The sequence below is a fragment of the Paenibacillus sp. FSL R5-0749 genome, from assembly GCF_038595085.1.
Lineage (GTDB): Bacteria > Bacillota > Bacilli > Paenibacillales > Paenibacillaceae > Paenibacillus.
The window spans coordinates 296,398-314,139 of sequence record NZ_CP152005.1; the positions used below are offsets into that span (position 1 = coordinate 296,398).

The following is a 17,742-nucleotide window of genomic DNA, read 5'->3' on the forward strand; positions in this document are numbered from 1 at the left end:
CTTAAATTATCCAGCTGGTAAACATAAACACCGATATTAGACATTCCACTACCCTCAACGGGTATTACTTTTTTCTGTGACTTTGCAGGTGATGAAGGTACTATATGTGAGGCTTCTAAAACAGGTTTTGTTCCAGGCCCCCCTCCAGCCAGAACTACTGAAGGGGTTGGGAACATTAAGCAAAGTATTGTAAATCCTATCAATAACTTCTTTGATAATTTATAGGAACGCACATTGGAACACCCTTTTCATAGTTTAATTTGGAACTACAGTATAGATTGTTCCATCTTTGAGCGTCAGGCGTACTCCAGGATTTAGTGACTTGTCAAAATGTAAGAGACCATCAGCCCAATAGACAGATTTTTTTTCGATAAACACGCCTTTGGGTCCGAGTAAGTCATTTATATGTTTGAGTCCATACTCTTTAAAACCTTTGGTGCTTGGAGAAGTTAGGGCATTAATACTTGGTGAATTGATAAGACTCCCAGCTTGCAGTTGGTTCATAGAATTTTTAATACTAATATCAAACTCTGTAAAAGAATAATAAGCGCCTCTGAGTAATCTATCTTTTTCATCAACAAAAACAGGATAGTAGATACTTCTCTCAGTTTCTTTCACATATGGATTCACAATGATCCAATTCTTGACCTTTAGATCTGCATAATTCGTTACTGTAACTAATTCTTGATTACGAACTTTCGCAAAATCGCCAGTAACTTTGCTGTAATCATACGATTCGGAAAATTTTCCTGGTCCTGCTTTCTGATACTTAGGCGCAATAATACTCAAATTCGTCCCCGTCAAACCCACGGCTCGCAGCTCATTCAGCCCCTGAAAATCAGCAGGTTTTGTCTTCGCAACTGCTGCATAACGTGCGATCAATACAGCTACTTCAGCTCGTGTTGTCGTACGATCGACGCCAAATGTTTTATCGTTGGCTACACTCATCAGTCCTGTTCCCAGAGCAACGGCAACTGCATTTTTTTGAGCGCTTGCGAGTTTGCCTGTGAAATATTCCTTTGCAGGCACAACGGTGTTGGTCACATCAGAGAGTGCTTGCTCGTACTCGGGATCAACCACCGTTAGCCCTTGTGTCAGCCAAGTTGCCATCTCGCCTCGTTGAAGAGCGCCCTGTGCATCCAGTTTTCCCTTGTAACTGGAAGGGTTGATAAAGCCTTTCGCGATAGCCGTAGAGACACCACTTTTTGCCCACTCGGGTATATCTGTAAAATTGTTTGATTCTTGTGTCGATGCATTAGGCTGATCGGATAAACGGCCCAGGATACTTGCCATTTCAGCTTTGGTAACCGGTGAACTTGGTTTAAATGTCCCGTCAGCATACCCCTTGAAATAACCTTGTTCCACGGCCAAATTAATCGCTGACGATGCCCAGTGTGTAGCCGGAACGTCTTTGAATGTAGTTGTAGCTTGTGCAGCTTCTACAGGATTGCCAATGGCTCCAAAACCTACGATCCCCCCTGTTAATATAGCCAATGCCGTTGCGCCGGAAATCATCATTTTTTTCATGAATCTTACTCCTCTCCATTGTCGTTTGTTGTATTTGGTATGTACGATTTAGGTTACTAGATACTAAATTTGTGATATTAATGAATATTCTACCATGTAATACTAGGCTGTTGGTATGATTTATCAATATGTTTTCTCCCCTCCACACCACTCTTACTAATTCTCCAGACCTATATTCCCTCAAAAAAACACAAAAAAAGGCCACGAATCCGCAGATTCATAGCCTTATGCTTTAAGGTCTTTAACATATGTAGTTCCTTCATAAACCATCAATACATCAAGAATACTCGATTTCCAAACATTTGAAAAGCCCATATCTTCTTATTCAATATAAAGTCAGGCTATCGGTGTTCCATTAGGCAATGTGCTATCTGGTGTGAGCAAGACTACATCGCCTTCACCCGGCACGCCGCCCAGCACAAGTACTTCAGAGACAAAACCCGCAATCCGGCGAGGTGGGAAATTAACTACAGCAACAACTTGTTTGCCGATGATCATGTCAGGCGTATATCGTTGGGTAATCTGAGCACTGGAGCGTTTAAGACCAAGTGGTCCGAAGTCAATTGTCATTTTAATAGCGGGTATGCGAGCTTTGGGGAAGGGTTCGGCTTCCACCACTGTACCAACCCGGATGTCATGCTGCATGAACTCTTCAAAAGTAGCCATAGGGAGAGATCTCCTTTCAATTATGGGATTATTATAAATGAATAATTAACAAAAAATCCAGATTACGCGGTATCGTAACCTGGATTTCTGTTGTGCTGCTTTGCAGCAAATTAAGCGCCGTTCCAATTTTCCCCGGTGAGATATTTCTCGGTGAGGATGGATAACATCTGAATACCTACTTCATTATGTCCGCCTTCTGGAATAATGATATCGGCATACTTTTTGGATGGCTCGATAAAAGCATCGTGCATCGGTTTTACCGTTTCGAGATATTGTTTGTACACGGATTGGATCGTGCGTCCGCGCTCTTCAATGTCCCGCAGTACTCTGCGCAGGATGCGCACATCGGAGTCGGTATCAACAAATACTTTGATGTCCATCAGACTGCGAAGATGTTCGTCAATCAGCACATGCAATCCTTCTACAATGACAATATGGTTCGGTGCCAGTTCAACCGTCTCATTGGCAGCACGATTATCTATGGTGAAGTCATATACGGGAGCATACGCCGCTTGGCCTTTTTTCAACAAAGTGAGATGCTCAATCAACAGATCATTATCGAATGCAAATGGGTGATCGTAATTGGTGAGTCGGCGTTGCTCAGGTGTGAGCTGCGACTGGTCTTTGTAATAATTGTCTTGGGATATAAACGTGACTTTACCTGATCCCAGACGGTCGATGACGGAGCGAGCTACCGTCGTTTTACCGGAGCCGGTTCCTCCGGCGATACCAATAATGAGCATGGTTGTTCCATAAGCCTCCCTAAAATGGCAGCATGATGAATGGATAAAAGCGCATCAGAAATCCTTCGTTCATGGCCTTTATCCACATGTCTGTCTCTGAATACACAATTCCTTCATTGTACCATAGCAGACGGCTTTTTTCATCTTGGTGCATGGACCATGTTTTGCCTTCAGGGGCTTTATGCTTGTTCATATTCATTTTACTGCATATCTTTGGATGATACTCCCCGTGGTGACTCCCATAGGGCCAGCAGGCGCTGTCCGATGGAACTTTTTGTGAACATATTCAGGATGACATAACCAAGAACACATCCTGTTGTATTGGCTATCAAATCGTTCAGATCGGTGCTGCGACCGTTGCCTAAGGTTGCTCGGAGCAGCAACTGTGTTATTTCGATGAGGAAACTTACGCTCAATCCTGCGAATGCTGCTGTTCGTATCGAGTGAATCCAAGGCTTGATGAAAGGAAGCATGAACCCCAGTGGCATAAACAGCACAATGTTGAGGAGAAAGCTTGGTGCATCTGCAGTCAGAAGCGGAATCCATTGAATGCTTTGATACCATGGGGTCTGATTGGCATAGATTCCGATGTTCACGTCGATAGGGAAAAATACAAAGTGCATAACGCTCAACATATATATGGAAAATGTGAGCATCGACACATATTGTCTGACCGTATATCTGGTTTTGCTCACCCTGGCATGGAGCATCAGGGCGAGCAGGACCAGAACGAATAATGGACCAAGTACGATGGGAGATGAGATTGAATATTGGATGGACATGCGATGGCTCCTTCACCAGGAAATGAGATCAGGCTATTGAAGCTGAATCTTCATTTCCATTCCCTTGATGAATTGAGTGTCTTTAACCTCTTCCGTAAAATCATCCTTGATCTTGAAAGGTTTCACTATCAGATATTTTACATCCTTGGCAGTTGTGGCATATATGCGTTCCGATTTCAGTTGGTTCCCCTCGTATAGACCTTCGCCGCTGAGAGCGGTTAGCTGCCGCCCCTGATCATCATAGACGGCGAATCCGATGTGACGCAGCTGTTCTTCCTCTTTTGCCGTAAGTGTACTCTTATCGTTCAACCCAATCACGGTAGTTAAGCGGGTGGTGACAGGGGTAACCTCCGCTTCCGTAACAGCGGCTGTATACACATCGTTGGTCATGGCTGTGTTAGGCAGAACCTGATGAACGTTTTCTGTTGATTTGGCAAAAGGAACCGTCAACTCGAACTCATGATCGATGCCTTGCAACGTCAATTGAACCTTCGCCTCGAACTGATCCGGCAATTGTGCCGTTCCCTGATCGGAGGAAATGACCTGCTCAAAGAGCAGTGTATTCGGCTGCGTTTCTCCTACCGAACTATAGAACATACCGCTATCCGAGAGGGACCCGTCGACTTTGAAAAAGACATTCTCAATACCACTGCTCAGTTTCACAATGTCCTTGCCATTGTCATATTCACCCTGATTCAGATTCGGCGCAGTGAAATGAACCAGGAATGCAGCACGGGTACCATCATAAACCGTTTCAAGGACTTCCAGCTTCACATCCTGGTAAGCGACCTTGCTGTTAACAGGGGTAGTCAAGCCGTCGTTGCCCGCCGTTCGCAGACCCATATCGGCTTCGATTGAGCTGAAGAGGCTTCCTACAAGTGGGATGTTGCGCAAGGAGGCGGCCATGGCCGGTGACACAAAGCCGGATGCAAATACGGTCACGCCCAATACTCCGGCTGCGATCGTCGCAGCTGCAGCCTTGTTCCATCGCTTGTTCCGGCGACTGGAGCGCAAATTTTGTTCGGTTTTTAATGTGTTTGGGGAAGCCGGCAGAGAGTCCAGTGTGGCATCAATCCGGTTACGCACAAGTTCAGACATCAGAGGACGCTCCTTCGCTTGGTTCTTTAATTCCTGATCGATATTAAACGGGTTTGACATGTAAGTTTACCTCCCGAAAATTTTTGAATTTTTGATATAACTCCTGCCTTGCCCGAGTAAGTCTCATTTTCACTGCACTTTCGGAAATATTCAGCGCATCGGCGACTTGACGCAGGGATAGGTCCTCAAAATAATGCAAAACGACTACAATTCGTTTCGATTCCTCCAGTCGGTCTACTGCTTCTCGCATATCGACCTCATCGTAGGGACTAGAATGCTCCCGCTTTTCTGAAGGTACCTCCGCATAAGCGGTGGATAGAGAGCGGCGGGACAGGATCGTGTTGCATTCATTGATGAGGATCCGAAACAGCCAGGTTTTGAAATACCGGGGTTCCCGGAGCGTGGGCACCGATTTATATGCGTTCAGAATGGTCTCCTGAATGGCATCGGCCACGTCCTCCTCTTTTCGCAGCATGGATTTTGCTGTATTGTACAAAGCGTTCTCAATGTCTCGAATAAGCCGGATAAAGGCTTCACGATCTCCTTGGATGGCCTGGTTAACGAGATCGGTTGAATCCATGGATAACAGCTCCTTTCGTATTGGGAGGAATGAAGTCAGCACTTGGCTGGTTTTGATATGAATTAGACTGGCGGGCGGGGCATATGGTCACATTTTCTTTTTATAATTTTTAAAAAAGAGCGTTGTTATATATGACGTATCGGTTCTCTACGATCCCTTCAATGCTAAGAAAGGTTGATTTATCCTGAAGATTGCATGATTGACTTTTTCAAAAACAGCACTATAATAAACTTATATTCATAACACGGACTGTTACTGGGGAAACCAGGCATGACCGAATTCGATTGCTTAACTGTAATCGCTTTCGGTCTTTTTTTATTTTTGTTGGGGGGTGAGAACATTGAAGGTTATCAAGAAAGTAAACAATAACGTGGCCATTGCTATTAATGAACATAACGAAGAGGTATTTGTTGTAGGTAAGGGTGTAGGATTTCTGAAAACGCCTTATGAGCTGACGGAGACGGACTTGGTGGAAAAAATATTCGTAGCTCCGAAGAACATTCGGATGTATGATCTGCTGAACAGTATTCCAATTGAGGATATTTATCTCGCGGAGGAAGTCATCAAGCTGGGCAGTCAGATCCTGAATAAAACATTTAACCCGAATCTGCTTCTCACCCTGTCTGACCATATCAGTTTTGCATTAACCCGAACCAAAGAAGGCATCCGTATCAAAAATCCGCTGGAATGGGAAGTGCGGACACTCTATCCGGACGAGACCCGGGTGGGGGAGGCTGCGCTGAAGCTGATTCAGGAAAAAACGGATATCGCTCTGCCGACAGCCGAAACAACACTGATTGCTCTGCATTTTGTTAATGCCCAGGTGGGCTCTGGAGAGATGAGTGATACCACCAAGGTAACCACAGTTACGGGCGAGATCCTGTCCGTGATCAAGTATGCGCTCAAAATTGACTTTCAAGAGGATTCCATCCATTTCATGCGTTTTGCCACACATATTCGGTATTTCATTCTGAGGCAGATGAGCGGTAAATCGCTCAAAGACGAGAATGAATCGCTTTTCCTGATGGTGAAGGAGAAGTTTCCGAAGGAACTCGCTTGTGTGGAGAAGATTGCGGATTTCCTGAAAAATAACTATGGCTGGACCTGTTCGGATGATGAAAAATTATATTTGATTTTGCATATTCAACGATTGATCTCAAATGAACCAACGGAATGAACTAGTGAAGGAACTAACCGAATAATCCATATTGGACTGTTACTGATTCGATCAGGCATGACCAAGCGTAGGGAATGACGATTCCCCGGCTTGGTCATTTTTTATATATCCAATTTATTGATGTAGAGGAGAAGAGTCATGAACAACAAAGAATTGGCTAAAAACGTACTTGATCTCGTTGGCGGCGAGCAAAATATATCGGGTCTGACACACTGTGCAACCCGTTTGAGATTTGTACTGAAGGATGATCACAAAGCAGACCTCAAGGCGCTGGATCAGCTCGAAGGCGTGCTTAAGGCACAGAATTCCGGGGGGCAGATTCAGGTTGTCATCGGTGCCAGGGTAGATGCAGTCTACAGTGAAATGAAAAATCTTACCTCTGACCATATTGGCGAACTTATGGAGTCTGCAGATAGTGGACCGAAAAAGAGACGTAACCCCGTCAATGTCGTGCTTGAAACCATTGCAGGTATCTTCACGCCTGTTCTGCCAGCACTCGTTGGTTGCGGGATGATCAAATGTTTAGCCACCGTTATAACTGCCATGGGTTACTTGGAAGGCTCTGGATTCCTAACGATCATTAACATGATCGGGGACTGTATTTTCTACTTCATGCCATTCTTCCTGGCAGTTAGTGCAGCAAACCGTTTCAAAACGAATCCCTATTTGGCGGTAGCTCTCGCTGCGGGACTCATGCATCCAACCATTTTGAACGCTGCGGCTCAGATTGCTGAGACGGGTGTAAACCGTATTGATTTTCTCGGCTTGCCGATTCTGTTGATGAAATATTCCTCTTCCGTCATTCCAATCATTTTGGCGGTATGGATTATGAGTTATGTGTATCCAATCGTCAATCGAGTGATTCCCAAGTTTCTACAGGTCCTGCTTACCCCAATGATTGTTTTGTTCATTATGATTCCAGTGGAACTAATCGTGCTTGGTCCAGTAGGTTCATATATCGGTGACTGGTTGACCAATGGCATTAATTCATTGTTCTCAACCGCAGGTGTCCTTGCTGGTGCGATTCTTGGATTTTTCAAACCGATTATGGTCATGTTCGGTATGCACTATGCCATCATGCCTATTCAGGTTCAACAAGTGGCTACACTGGGTGCAACCGTGCTGTTACCAACGGCACTGGCAGCGAATTTGGCTCAGGCTGGAGCAGCCTTCGGTGTGTTTGTACTGACAAAGAGCAAAACGATGAAATCAGCGGCTGCTTCGAGTGGATTCACCGCGTTGTTCGGGATCACCGAGCCGGCGATCTATGGTGTAACACTCAAATATAAACGTCCTTTTTTCGCAGGTTGTCTTGCAGGTGGATTAGTCGGTGGATTCTACAGCTTGGTGCATACCACAGCGAACGCTATTTCACTTCCAGGTGTATTGGCAATTGGTACGTATTCATCTGATCGTTACATGTATGTTGTTATTGGTTGTATTGCCGCCGTTGTACTCGGTTTTGTCTTCACGCTGATGGCAGGCATCAAGGAAGATGCAGAAGGAGCCAAGTTGAAGCAGCAAACCACTGGTGGAGTAAATAGCAATCCAACCGTTGCTGCCACAGAGGTAACTCCAGCATCCGCATCAACACAGACATCCACATCTGCTGACATGCTTATCGTTAGTCCGATGACAGGGGAGATCAAACCGATCTCTGAAGTGGAAGATCAGGCATTTGCCCAAGAGTTAATGGGTAAAGGTATTGCGATTGTTCCGACAGATGGCAAGGTATATGCTCCATTTGACGGAGTAGTCGAGGCCCTTTATCGTACCAAACATGCCATCGGATTGAAGGCGGCGAATGGTGTCGAGATCCTCATTCATATCGGGGTAGACACCGTCAGCCTCAAAGGCAAATATTTTACCGCCCATATCGAACAGGGACAGACCATCAAGGCTGGCGATTTATTGGTAGAGTTTGATCCAGAGGGCATTACGACAGCAGGTTATAACACCATTACATCCATTGTGGTGACCAACATGCAACAGTATGGGGACGTGCTGACTACAGCGACCAGCGGCCCGATCCGGGAGAGTGAGGCGCTGATCAAGCTAATCCCCTAGAACGTTAAATAAACCATTTAAACAACACGTAATAACAGGAGGAAACTAAAATGACTCATTCTAATTTTCCAAAAGATTTTTTGTGGGGCGGGGCGCTTTCTGCCTGTCAGGCTGAAGGTGCTTATAATGTTGATGGCAAGAGCCTAACCATTCCAGAAGTGATGAAGTTTAATGAGAAGAACGACCGCAAGGTGACCAAGCAGATCAGGGTGAATTGGGAGATGATTGAAGAGGCCAGGAATGACCCGGATACGATTAAATATCCAAAGCGCCGGGGGATTGATTTCTATCATTCTTTCCGTGAAGATATCGCCTTGTTCGCCGAGATGGGCTTCAAAGTATTCCGTTATTCCATTTCATGGGCCAGAGTATTTCCAGGTGGCGACGATGCTGCTCCGAATGAAAAGGCACTGGAGTTCTATGATCAGGTTATTGATGAATGTCTAAAACAGGGCATGGAGCCCCTGATTACCATCAGCCACTTTGATACACCGATTGTACTGATGGACAAGTTCGGAGGATGGTACAACCGCAAGTTGATTGATCTATATGTAAACTATTGTGATGTGCTGTTCAAGCGCTACAAGGGCAAAGTGAAATATTGGGTGACGTTCAACGAGATCAACATGAGCGTGAAGGCATCGGCCAAGACGCTGGGAATCATTGATTATGATGCGCCGAATTATGAGGAAATGCTGTTCCAAGGGCTGCACCATCAATTTGTAGCAGCGTCCAGAGCAACCAAGATGGCTCATGAGATTGATCCGAATAACCAGATCGGAAGTATGGTGGCTTATTTTACAACGTACCCGTACACATGCAAGCCGGAGGATGCACTTCAGATGCAGCAGGATGATCAGATGAAAAATCAATTCTATCTGGATGTGCTCAATAAAGGCGAGTATCCTTATTATAGTAAAACGTATTTCAAAAATAAGCAGATCCAGTTGAACATCGAGGACGGTGATCTGGATAATATTCGCGCACATACAGCTGACTTCGTGGGGATGTCGTATTACAACTCCATGATATCCAGTAGTGATACCGAACAACTTGAATTAACAGCCGGGAACGTACACAGTGTCTACAAAAACCCGCATTTGCCTGCAAACGAGTGGGGTTGGCAGATTGATCCCATTGGCCTGCGGTATACGTTGAATCTCGTCTATGATCGATATCAAAAACCGGTCTTCATTCTGGAGAACAGCTCAGGCTTCTACGACAAGCTGAATGAGGACGGAACGATCAACGACCCCTACCGAATTGATTTTCTGAGCAAACATATTGAACAGATGGGACTCGCCATTGCGGATGGGGTCGAAGTATTGGGTTACACGATGTGGGGACCCATTGACATGATCAGTTCAGGGACTTCCGAGATGAGCAAACGGTACGGATTTATCTACGTGGATCAGGATGATTACGGTAATGGTACGCTGCAAAGATATCGGAAGGATTCGTTCTTCTGGTATCAGAATGTGATCCGTACCAACGGAGCAGAACTGTAACAGGTCATGAATATTCTGGGCCGAATCAAAAAAATTCCCGGCGGCTTGCTGATTGTTCCCATGCTTGCCGCCGCGGTCGTCAACACGGTGTTTCCATCGTTGTTTCAGATCGGAGATCCAACGACAGCACTATTCACATCGAAAGGTACCATGGTGCTGATTGGCATGATTTTGCTCGTGTCCGGAACACAGCTCAATCTGTCACAGCTTCTGGTGACCTTGAAAAGAGCAGGGGTACTTTGTATTTCACGTATTCTTATCAGCTGTCTGTTCGGCTGGGCGTTTGTACACTTTTTTGGCATTAGTGGGGTTGGAGGCGTGTCTGCGGTAGCTTTCATTGCTGTTCTGACCAGTTGTAATCCGGGTTTATATCTGGCCTTGATGAATACGTATGGAGATGATGTGGATCGTGCCGCGTTTGGCATTCTGAATCTGATTGCCGTACCGGTTATTCCGGTTATGATATTGAATTCGGCAAGTGGGGTCGGTATCGATTACCTCAGTGTCCTTGCTACCCTGGTGCCTTTCTTCATCGGCATATTGCTTGGCAATCTGGACAGTAATATACAGAAGATGTTCGCTCCGGGAACACTGATTCTGCTGCCTTTCCTGGGCACAAGCTTTGGGTCCAATATTGATCTGCGCATTGCATTTCAATCCAGTCTATCCGGTTTGCTGGTCACGGTGTTATTTTTGCTGATCTGCATGCTGCCGCTCATTGGAATCGATCGTGCGTTATTAAGGCGGCCCGGTTATGCAGCAGCTGCGACATGTTCGGTTGCTGGATTGTCTAGAGTGGTACCTTCAATGGCTGCCGGGTTCAATCCGGCATATGCGCCCTATGTGGACACAGCCATCGCTCAGATTGCGTTTGCCGTGATCCTGACATCGGTGACCGTGCCTTATATCGTGAAGCGACTGGCTACAGGAACAGTGACGGAAGCTTCGACAAAAGCAAATCATTAAAAAACAGCATGTGTTCTGTCAGGTCATGACGGATCACATGCTGTTTTGCTTTTACATCTATATGATCTCCTGGGGGGAGGAGAGGGATCGATCGGTTTATTTTACAGACCCAGCAATTGTTTAACACTTTCAGCTACTGCTTTGCTAGATTGCGGATTCTGTCCTGTGACCACGCGGCCATCTGTTGTGACATAAGAGCTGAAGGCAGCAGCTTTATCGTACTGTGCGGCACGTTCTCTCAAAGCATCTTCCAGCAGGAAAGGAACATATTCGGTTTGTTGTGCCAATGCTTCCTCTTCATTCGTGAAGCCGGAGACGGTTTTGTCTTTGATCAAGAGCAAGCCGTTGGACAACTTCACGTTCAGCAGGGCTGTAACCCCGTGGCACACACCGGACACAACGCCACCTTTTTCATAGATTTCACGAGAAAGCTCTTGAAGTTCCGCATTGTCCGGGAAATCCCACATTGTACCGTGACCCCCTGTGAAGTAGATCGCATCATAATCACTTGCATTCACTTCGCCAGGTTTCAACGTGTTCTTCAATTGGTTCATGAATGTTTCGTTCTCGAAATAGGCTTTGGTGCTCTCATCCAGGGAGTCACCGAGACTTTTCGGATCAAGAGGTACGTTACCCCCTTTAGGGCTAACCAGATCGATCTGAACATTGTCATTATGGTCAAACTCTTCAATAAAGTGAGTTGCTTCGCTCAGCCACAAGCCGGTAGGTTCGTCCTTCGTTGCGTATTTATCTACGTTTGTTAGTACAACCAGTATCTTTTTCATATAAAAACCTCCCGTAAAGTGTATAACATCATTTATATTAAATATCACAAAATTAAATTGTGTAAAATATATTATTAAACATAACATAATCATGTTCTAAAGTAAAATCATGAACGTATCTTCGATCTCCATTGTTACTTTCAAGCGTAGGCGTAAAGAACAATCTAGTCGTAGTTAATATGCTCTCAAGAATGCACGTTTACTTATAATGTTCTTTTTAATTTACTCAATTTGTAAGCGGAGGTAGGCATGTGTAAGGGTTATCAAAATTAATTCAAATTTGATGATAATTTGATTGAACAACTAGTTCTTTTGATTTAGAATGGCGGAAGATACCAACAAAAAACTGGTACATATTACATAGGGACTCGGAGGAACACAAATGAAACGTTCAGGTAAATTTTTCGCTTCAACAGCAGTTGCTGTTGTCGCTGCAGTCTCCATCGTCTCTTCAGCCTCGGCAAGCACAATCTCTAATTCGAATATCTCTAGTATTTCTATGGCTAATATTCAAAGTATGGATATCGAAACTGCTTTGATGTTGGTTCAACAAGAACGCACCAAATTATTGGATGCCCAATTGCAGACACAAATTCAGGAAGTACAGAACCGTAACAATTATATTGCAGATTTGAATGCACAATTGTCGATAGCTCAACAAAACGGGGATGAAGCAGCTATTCAGAAGCTGAAAGGCCAAATTGATGCTGCAAGCAATTCCCAACAGATGGACATGCTTCGTCTGCAGTCCCTGTCCAACAAGCGTAATGAAGCATTTGACGTAATGACTAACTTTATCAAAAAAATGCAGGATTCAAGATCATCCATCATCGGTAACATGCGTTAAGAACGGATGATTAACTGCAACAATACAAAAAGAGCGGAGCCGGAATTTTAATTCCGAAACTTCGCTCTTTTTGTGTTTTTTATTTGTTTTATCTCTCTGAAATCCGGGTTTGGCCTGTACTATAAATCTTCTGCCAGGTTACCCCGACCAGTCACGACGCCGAGTGAACAGATCCTTCAGCTCGTCCGTCGACAGTTCCGTAATCCAGTTCTCGGAGCTTGTGATGATGTTATCGCTAAGTTGTTGTTTGCTCTCCAACATCTCGTCGATCCGCTCCTCCAATGTACCGAGAGAGATGAACTTATGCACCTGTACATCTTTGGTCTGACCCATCCGATAAGCCCGGTCGGTGGCTTGATTCTCCACAGCAGGGTTCCACCAGCGGTCAAAGTGGAAGACATGATTGGCTGCGGTCAGATTCAATCCCACGCCGCCTGCCTTGATGGACAGAATGAAGACGGACGGCTGCTTGTCCTCAGGCAGTGTTCGGGATTGGAATTCCTCAATCATGCGGTCCCTTGCCGTCTTAGAGGTGCCCCCGTGCAGATACAGCACAGGTTCCTGCAACTCCTGACGCAGTACCTGTTGCAGCATCTGTCCCATACCGATGTATTGGGTGAAGATCAGGCATCGCTCGCCCTCATCCCGCAATTCACGGACAAGCTCCATCAGTCGTTCCAGCTTCGCGGAACGGCTGATCAGCATCGCCATATCCTGCGGGCTGTACACATCATAAGAAGATGTTAATGTGCCGTCCTCGGGCAGTTCCTCCGGCAAAGCTTCTTTTGTCAGCAGCAGAGGGTGGTCACACAATTGTTTAAGCTGAGTTAGTGCCGACAGAATCGCACCTTTGCGTTTGATACCTTCCAGCTCTTTCATTTTATCCATCAGGGCTTGCACGGACTGGTCATATAATGCACTCTGCTCACCCGTAAGGTGAATGTATGTCTTCATCTCGTTTTTGTCTGGCAGATCAAGCTGGATATTCGGATCTTTTTTCTTGCGGCGCAGCATGAACGGTTTCACGAGCTGTTGAAGATCTTGCATCCGCTGCTCATCCTTGTCTTTCTCGATGGCACTGATAAAGCGAGTCTGGAATGCTCGGGCACTGCCCAGATATCCTGGATTCGTAAAATCATAGATTGACCACAGCTCGGACAACCGATTCTCGATTGGTGTGCCTGTCATGGCAATGCGGTGTTTTGCCGGGAAGCTGCGGACGGCCAGGGACTGTTTGGTCTGGGCGTTTTTGATATTCTGCGCTTCATCGAGGCAGATGCATGACCACGTATATGTCTGCAACATTTCCTGATCGAGTGTAGCCGTAGCAAAGGACGTGATGATAATGTCCACTTGTTCCGTTTGCTCCCGGAATTCTTCCCCGCTTAATCGGCGTGCTCCGTAATGCAGGCTGACATGAATGGAGGGTGCGAAGCGGCTAATCTCCTTTTGCCAGTTGCCCAATACAGAAGTTGGACAGATCAGAAGTGCCGGAGCCTGTCCCGGCTTACGTGGTTCATGTTCTTTGATGTGTAATAGATACGTAATGAACTGTATGGTTTTCCCGAGACCCATATCATCGGCAAGACATGCCCCAAGGCCGAATCTGCGCAGGAAACCAAGCCATGCAAAACCTTCCTTCTGATACGATCGCAGCTCGGCATGAAGCCCTGTAGGAATGGGCAGGGAAGGCGCACCGCCTTGTCCGCCTCCCAGTTGTGCAATGACCCGATTCAGGTGCTCATTCAGTTCTACTTCCAGCCGAATGTTCTGATCATCCTGTGGTTGCTGCTCTTCCTCGGCTTGTTGTCCTTCCTTCCATTTCTGGTTGCGATATTCCCGCTGTTCATTGTGCAGCAGATGCAGGTGCAGAATATCCTGAAATGAGAGTCCTTGTTCCCGATCTACACCGCCCATGGCACGACGTATCTGTTCCAGCAGGTCGGGGTCGAGAGGAACCCATTCTCCACGGAAGCGAACCAATCGTTCATTACGGGCCACAAGATCGGCGAACTCATCTTCGCTGAGATCCGTATCACCAATCGCAATGCGCCAGTCAAAATGAATAATTGAGTCCAGTCCGAAGAAGGACTGTCCCCGCTCACTGCCTTCCTCTGGCTTCACCTTGGCGCGCAGCTTAGGTTTCTTCTTCCGGGCTGCTTCCCACCAACCCGGGAGCAAGACTTGCCAACCTGCTGCCAGCAACCTGCCGCTATCCTGTGTAAGGAACTGCCAGGCTTCCTGATCTTCCAAAGGATCACTCAGCACATCCCGTCTGCCGCTAATAGAGCTTGCAAGACGTGGCAGATGTGCACGAAGCTGATCCAGCCATCCGGCGGAGCGATCCAGAATGAACGGTGTCCATACCTCTGGCCATTCGCCTTCAAGTCTGCCGCGTGAATCCAGCATGACGGGCACCAAGATGGCGGCATCCAGCTTGTTCTGCAACACCAGTCGCAGCCGCCAAGCTGGCTCATCCTCGTCCGGCTCCTGCAATTGCAGCATAGGTCTGAATGGTGCGGCATCCGCTTTCCAGCCAATGGATACAAGCCAGGACTGAGCGTCCATTCCGGCTGTCTTGGGTAGAGTACCGCGCTCTGGGAACAACTGCGGAAATTCACGCCGCAGATCGGTCGCAGCTTCCTCCGAACTGTACCAGCGTTGGAATACGAAGGCAGAGTAAGCCGCCCCGAGCCCTTCCGCGTAGCTCTCGTCCGTCTGTTGAATCGCTTTGGTAAGCGATGCCCGATCCTGCTTTTTCAAGCTGTCCGGGTCCCAGGTCCACTGAAGTTGTCCTGCGCGATAGGCCTCAAAGCTGGGTACGTATTTGCGTTTCTCAACAGATGCTGCGAGTGCAGGAGCCAGTCGAATCAGATGTTCCGCTTGCTCGTCCCACTTCCATTCAATATGAAGCAGCGTGTGCATCTCGGCAAAGAAGGGAATGACTTCTTCTGCAGGCAGAACAACCAACTCAATCTCCTCGATCTGCCGAACTTCCAGTTCGGTACCGTAGAAGGAAGGTGCATGCCAAGCGAACAATCGCTGCTTAAGCGACTGTCCCGATACAAAGTGGTGTGTGTTGAGTGCTCCGTAAAACAAAGCATCGCCATATCCGGTTAAAGCGACGTGAACCTCAATCGTTTCAGTGTATGGATGAATTAAGCTCATGAGATCAGTTTACCTTTCCGAAGCTCTTCCTGCAGGGCGCGCAGCCGACTGTTACGAACGGCGAGTGTGGTGATGAATTGCTCCCAGTGCGCTTCTTGCTTCAACTTTTTATAGATTTTGGACAGGCGTTTCAGCAGCTTCACCGCGGCCTTGTATCCGTCCCTGTTCTTATGTCCGATATAACGCTCCACCGCCTGATGATAGAAGGGCAGCAACAGTTCAGGTGCATCTTTTTCAATCGGTTGCAGCACCGCTACGCGGAATTCGAGAGGTTCTGTCCCTGTACTTAGCTGAAAATCAATCCACCTGCGCCACTGACCACGAGAATGCATGGCATCCTCATAGGCTGGGCGAGAGTGGGGGAGCATGCTGACAAGTGTGTCCCACATGCGGTTCTCTGTATCCGGCAGATGTTGAATGGCCGTGTCCCACAGATGCATGTAATCATTCAAAGGTGTGTTACGCCGATTCGCCAGCAGGGGACCAAGTTGTACCAACCAATCTCCGAGCCGCTTCCATTCAGCTGCATCTGTGAGCACGTGGAGAAAATGCAACAGATGTTCTGGCGGGATACCATAGGCCGAGCTTCCATGGATGAGTCGCTGCCATGCCTGATCGTCTTGCCCTACATGGAAATACATCCAGCTCTGCGCGAGTACGAGTGGTAAAGGCAGGGATACGGCTTTGCTTGGTCTATCACTACTACTTCCATTACTCTGAGCGCTGCCCAAGACACTCCCACCTGACTGGGAAGGTGCTGAAGTCGCTGTTAGATTGCGCTCTATATCATTTAAGATGGTCTGTTCCGACACTAACATGTCCCGCGACCCTTGAAGCTCAGGTACGATCCAGTTCAACCACAGTTGTCGATAGATCGGAGTGAAGAACATCATGCTTGCTGTCTCAGGCATCATCTGTTTACGTAAATAAGCTGAGGTTTCAGACAATCTGTTCCAAAGTTGCTCAAGCTTGTTTCCCTTTAGACCGGACAAGTCTAGCGGATGGCTAAAGATCCGTTCAATGTCTTTCAGAAGTGCATCAACCGCGAGCTGGGCAGGGTAGCTCATGTACACGGGGGTATGCGTAATTGAGTTACGAGCCGGCGGTACGCAGAATCGTATGAGGTGCAGCTGCACATGTAGTTCAAAAAGTTGGTCCATCGCAGCGGTCAGCCTTGGCTTAATGGCATATAACTCGTCCGTTGCTTCCTGCACGTAGGATGTGCTTGCTGTGCCGGTACCCAGCCGTCTCAGACAGGAGTGGAATAGCTCATGCCATTCCGAGATTTCGAGAGCGGCAAGCTCTGTTGCACGCTCCTTGATCTGACTGTATTGGTTGTCCTGAATGTCCATATCCTGTTGTTCATCAGCTTCGGCGTAGCTGGATCGTCCTGCGGACATGGCCCCGACGGGTTTAGTCGTTTGTTTAAGCGCAGTACTGGAGTGTGCATTCACAATCGCATGTACAGGTCGCTCCAGTTGCTCGGCATAACTCATCAAGACTGCCGTCATGTGTTTGCATACGGAACTCACCGGGCAGGTACAATGACTGGTAGACAGGGATTGCATGCTCAGGGTGACCTCATATTCTTCCGATCCTTGTACAACGGCCGAGATCCCTTGTTGTTCGGAATAGGTTAATGGTCCGACACGTTTCTGTTTATAATATTGGAATCCGCGCATGATCGTCAGGTTATTAAAATGCTCTGCAACCTGCCTGATCAACTGTTGCCACTGCGCATCATCCATCCTCATGTTATTCGGTATGTTCATCATTCCATCTCCTGGGGTAAACATAGGTTCAGTAATCACCACGTCGATGACGTGAT

Annotated in this window: 15 protein-coding genes; 5 read left to right on the forward strand and 10 right to left on the reverse strand. The window is 46.9% G+C overall.

Annotated features, from left to right (window positions below; genetic code table 11):
* Window positions 1–255: 255 nt before the first annotated feature.
* The 7 genes from MKY85_RS01330 to MKY85_RS01360 form a co-directional block, all read right to left on the reverse strand.
* Window positions 256–1,527, reverse strand: coding sequence for an S-layer homology domain-containing protein (locus tag MKY85_RS01330; RefSeq protein ID WP_342571602.1), 1,272 nt, complete (start codon window positions 1,525–1,527; stop codon window positions 256–258).
* A 336-nt stretch (window positions 1,528–1,863) separates the two neighbouring features.
* On the reverse strand, window positions 1,864–2,193 hold the full coding sequence (gene csaA, locus MKY85_RS01335) for a chaperone CsaA (protein WP_339239103.1): 330 nt from the start codon (window positions 2,191–2,193) through the stop codon (window positions 1,864–1,866).
* 110 nt (window positions 2,194–2,303) lie between these two features.
* Window positions 2,304–2,936 (reverse strand): uridine kinase, encoded by a 633-nt coding sequence (udk, locus tag MKY85_RS01340; protein ID WP_017691162.1) that lies wholly within the window; start codon window positions 2,934–2,936, stop codon window positions 2,304–2,306.
* Window positions 2,937–2,955: 19 nt separating this feature from the next.
* Complete coding sequence (locus MKY85_RS01345) at window positions 2,956–3,129, reverse strand: hypothetical protein (protein ID WP_339239104.1); 174 nt, start codon at window positions 3,127–3,129, stop codon at window positions 2,956–2,958.
* 7 nt (window positions 3,130–3,136) lie between these two features.
* Entirely contained in the window at window positions 3,137–3,718 is a 582-nt protein-coding gene (locus tag MKY85_RS01350; RefSeq protein WP_339239105.1) for a VanZ family protein, read from the reverse strand.
* A gap of 33 nt (window positions 3,719–3,751) precedes the next feature.
* The gene (locus MKY85_RS01355) at window positions 3,752–4,876 is read right to left on the reverse strand and encodes a DUF4179 domain-containing protein (RefSeq protein ID WP_339239106.1); all 1,125 of its coding nucleotides are present in this window, start codon (window positions 4,874–4,876) and stop codon (window positions 3,752–3,754) included.
* Window positions 4,860–5,396: a sigma-70 family RNA polymerase sigma factor gene (locus MKY85_RS01360; RefSeq protein WP_339239107.1), complete on the reverse strand. Its 537-nt coding sequence runs from the start codon at window positions 5,394–5,396 to the stop codon at window positions 4,860–4,862. The genes MKY85_RS01355 and MKY85_RS01360 overlap by 17 nt, the downstream gene beginning before the upstream one ends.
* 331 nt (window positions 5,397–5,727) lie before the next feature.
* Between MKY85_RS01360 and MKY85_RS01365 the strand changes: the two genes are divergently transcribed.
* The 4 genes from MKY85_RS01365 to MKY85_RS01380 all read left to right on the forward strand — a co-directional run bounded on the left by MKY85_RS01365 (window position 5,728) and on the right by MKY85_RS01380 (window position 11,114).
* A complete protein-coding gene (locus tag MKY85_RS01365; protein WP_311768645.1) occupies window positions 5,728–6,573 on the forward strand; it encodes a PRD domain-containing protein in 846 nt (281 codons plus the stop codon).
* A 138-nt stretch (window positions 6,574–6,711) separates the two neighbouring features.
* Window positions 6,712–8,640, forward strand: a complete 1,929-nt coding sequence (locus MKY85_RS01370; protein ID WP_339239109.1) for a beta-glucoside-specific PTS transporter subunit IIABC — start codon at window positions 6,712–6,714, stop codon at window positions 8,638–8,640.
* Window positions 8,641–8,690: 50 nt separating this feature from the next.
* A complete protein-coding gene (locus MKY85_RS01375) occupies window positions 8,691–10,148 on the forward strand; it encodes a family 1 glycosylhydrolase (protein ID WP_339239110.1) in 1,458 nt (485 codons plus the stop codon).
* A 6-nt stretch (window positions 10,149–10,154) separates the two neighbouring features.
* A complete protein-coding gene (locus MKY85_RS01380; RefSeq protein WP_342571603.1) occupies window positions 10,155–11,114 on the forward strand; it encodes a 2-keto-3-deoxygluconate permease in 960 nt (319 codons plus the stop codon).
* 101 nt (window positions 11,115–11,215) lie between these two features.
* Here MKY85_RS01380 and MKY85_RS01385 read toward each other — a convergent pair whose 3' ends face one another.
* Window positions 11,216–11,899 carry a type 1 glutamine amidotransferase domain-containing protein gene (locus MKY85_RS01385; RefSeq protein WP_339239112.1) on the reverse strand — a complete coding sequence of 228 codons (684 nt, stop codon included), beginning with the start codon at window positions 11,897–11,899 and terminating at the stop codon, window positions 11,216–11,218.
* A gap of 382 nt (window positions 11,900–12,281) precedes the next feature.
* Here MKY85_RS01385 and MKY85_RS01390 point away from each other — a divergent pair, with 382 nt between their 5' ends.
* Window positions 12,282–12,746, forward strand: coding sequence for a hypothetical protein (locus MKY85_RS01390; RefSeq protein ID WP_339239113.1), 465 nt, complete (start codon window positions 12,282–12,284; stop codon window positions 12,744–12,746).
* Between the two features lie 138 nt (window positions 12,747–12,884).
* Here the strand turns inward: MKY85_RS01390 and MKY85_RS01395 are convergent, their stop codons facing one another.
* The gene (locus MKY85_RS01395; RefSeq protein WP_339242868.1) at window positions 12,885–15,905 is read right to left on the reverse strand and encodes a DEAD/DEAH box helicase; all 3,021 of its coding nucleotides are present in this window, start codon (window positions 15,903–15,905) and stop codon (window positions 12,885–12,887) included.
* 5 nt (window positions 15,906–15,910) lie between these two features.
* Window positions 15,911–17,689, reverse strand: a complete 1,779-nt coding sequence (locus tag MKY85_RS01400; protein ID WP_342571604.1) for an SWIM zinc finger family protein — start codon at window positions 17,687–17,689, stop codon at window positions 15,911–15,913.
* Window positions 17,690–17,742: the final 53 nt, after the last annotated feature.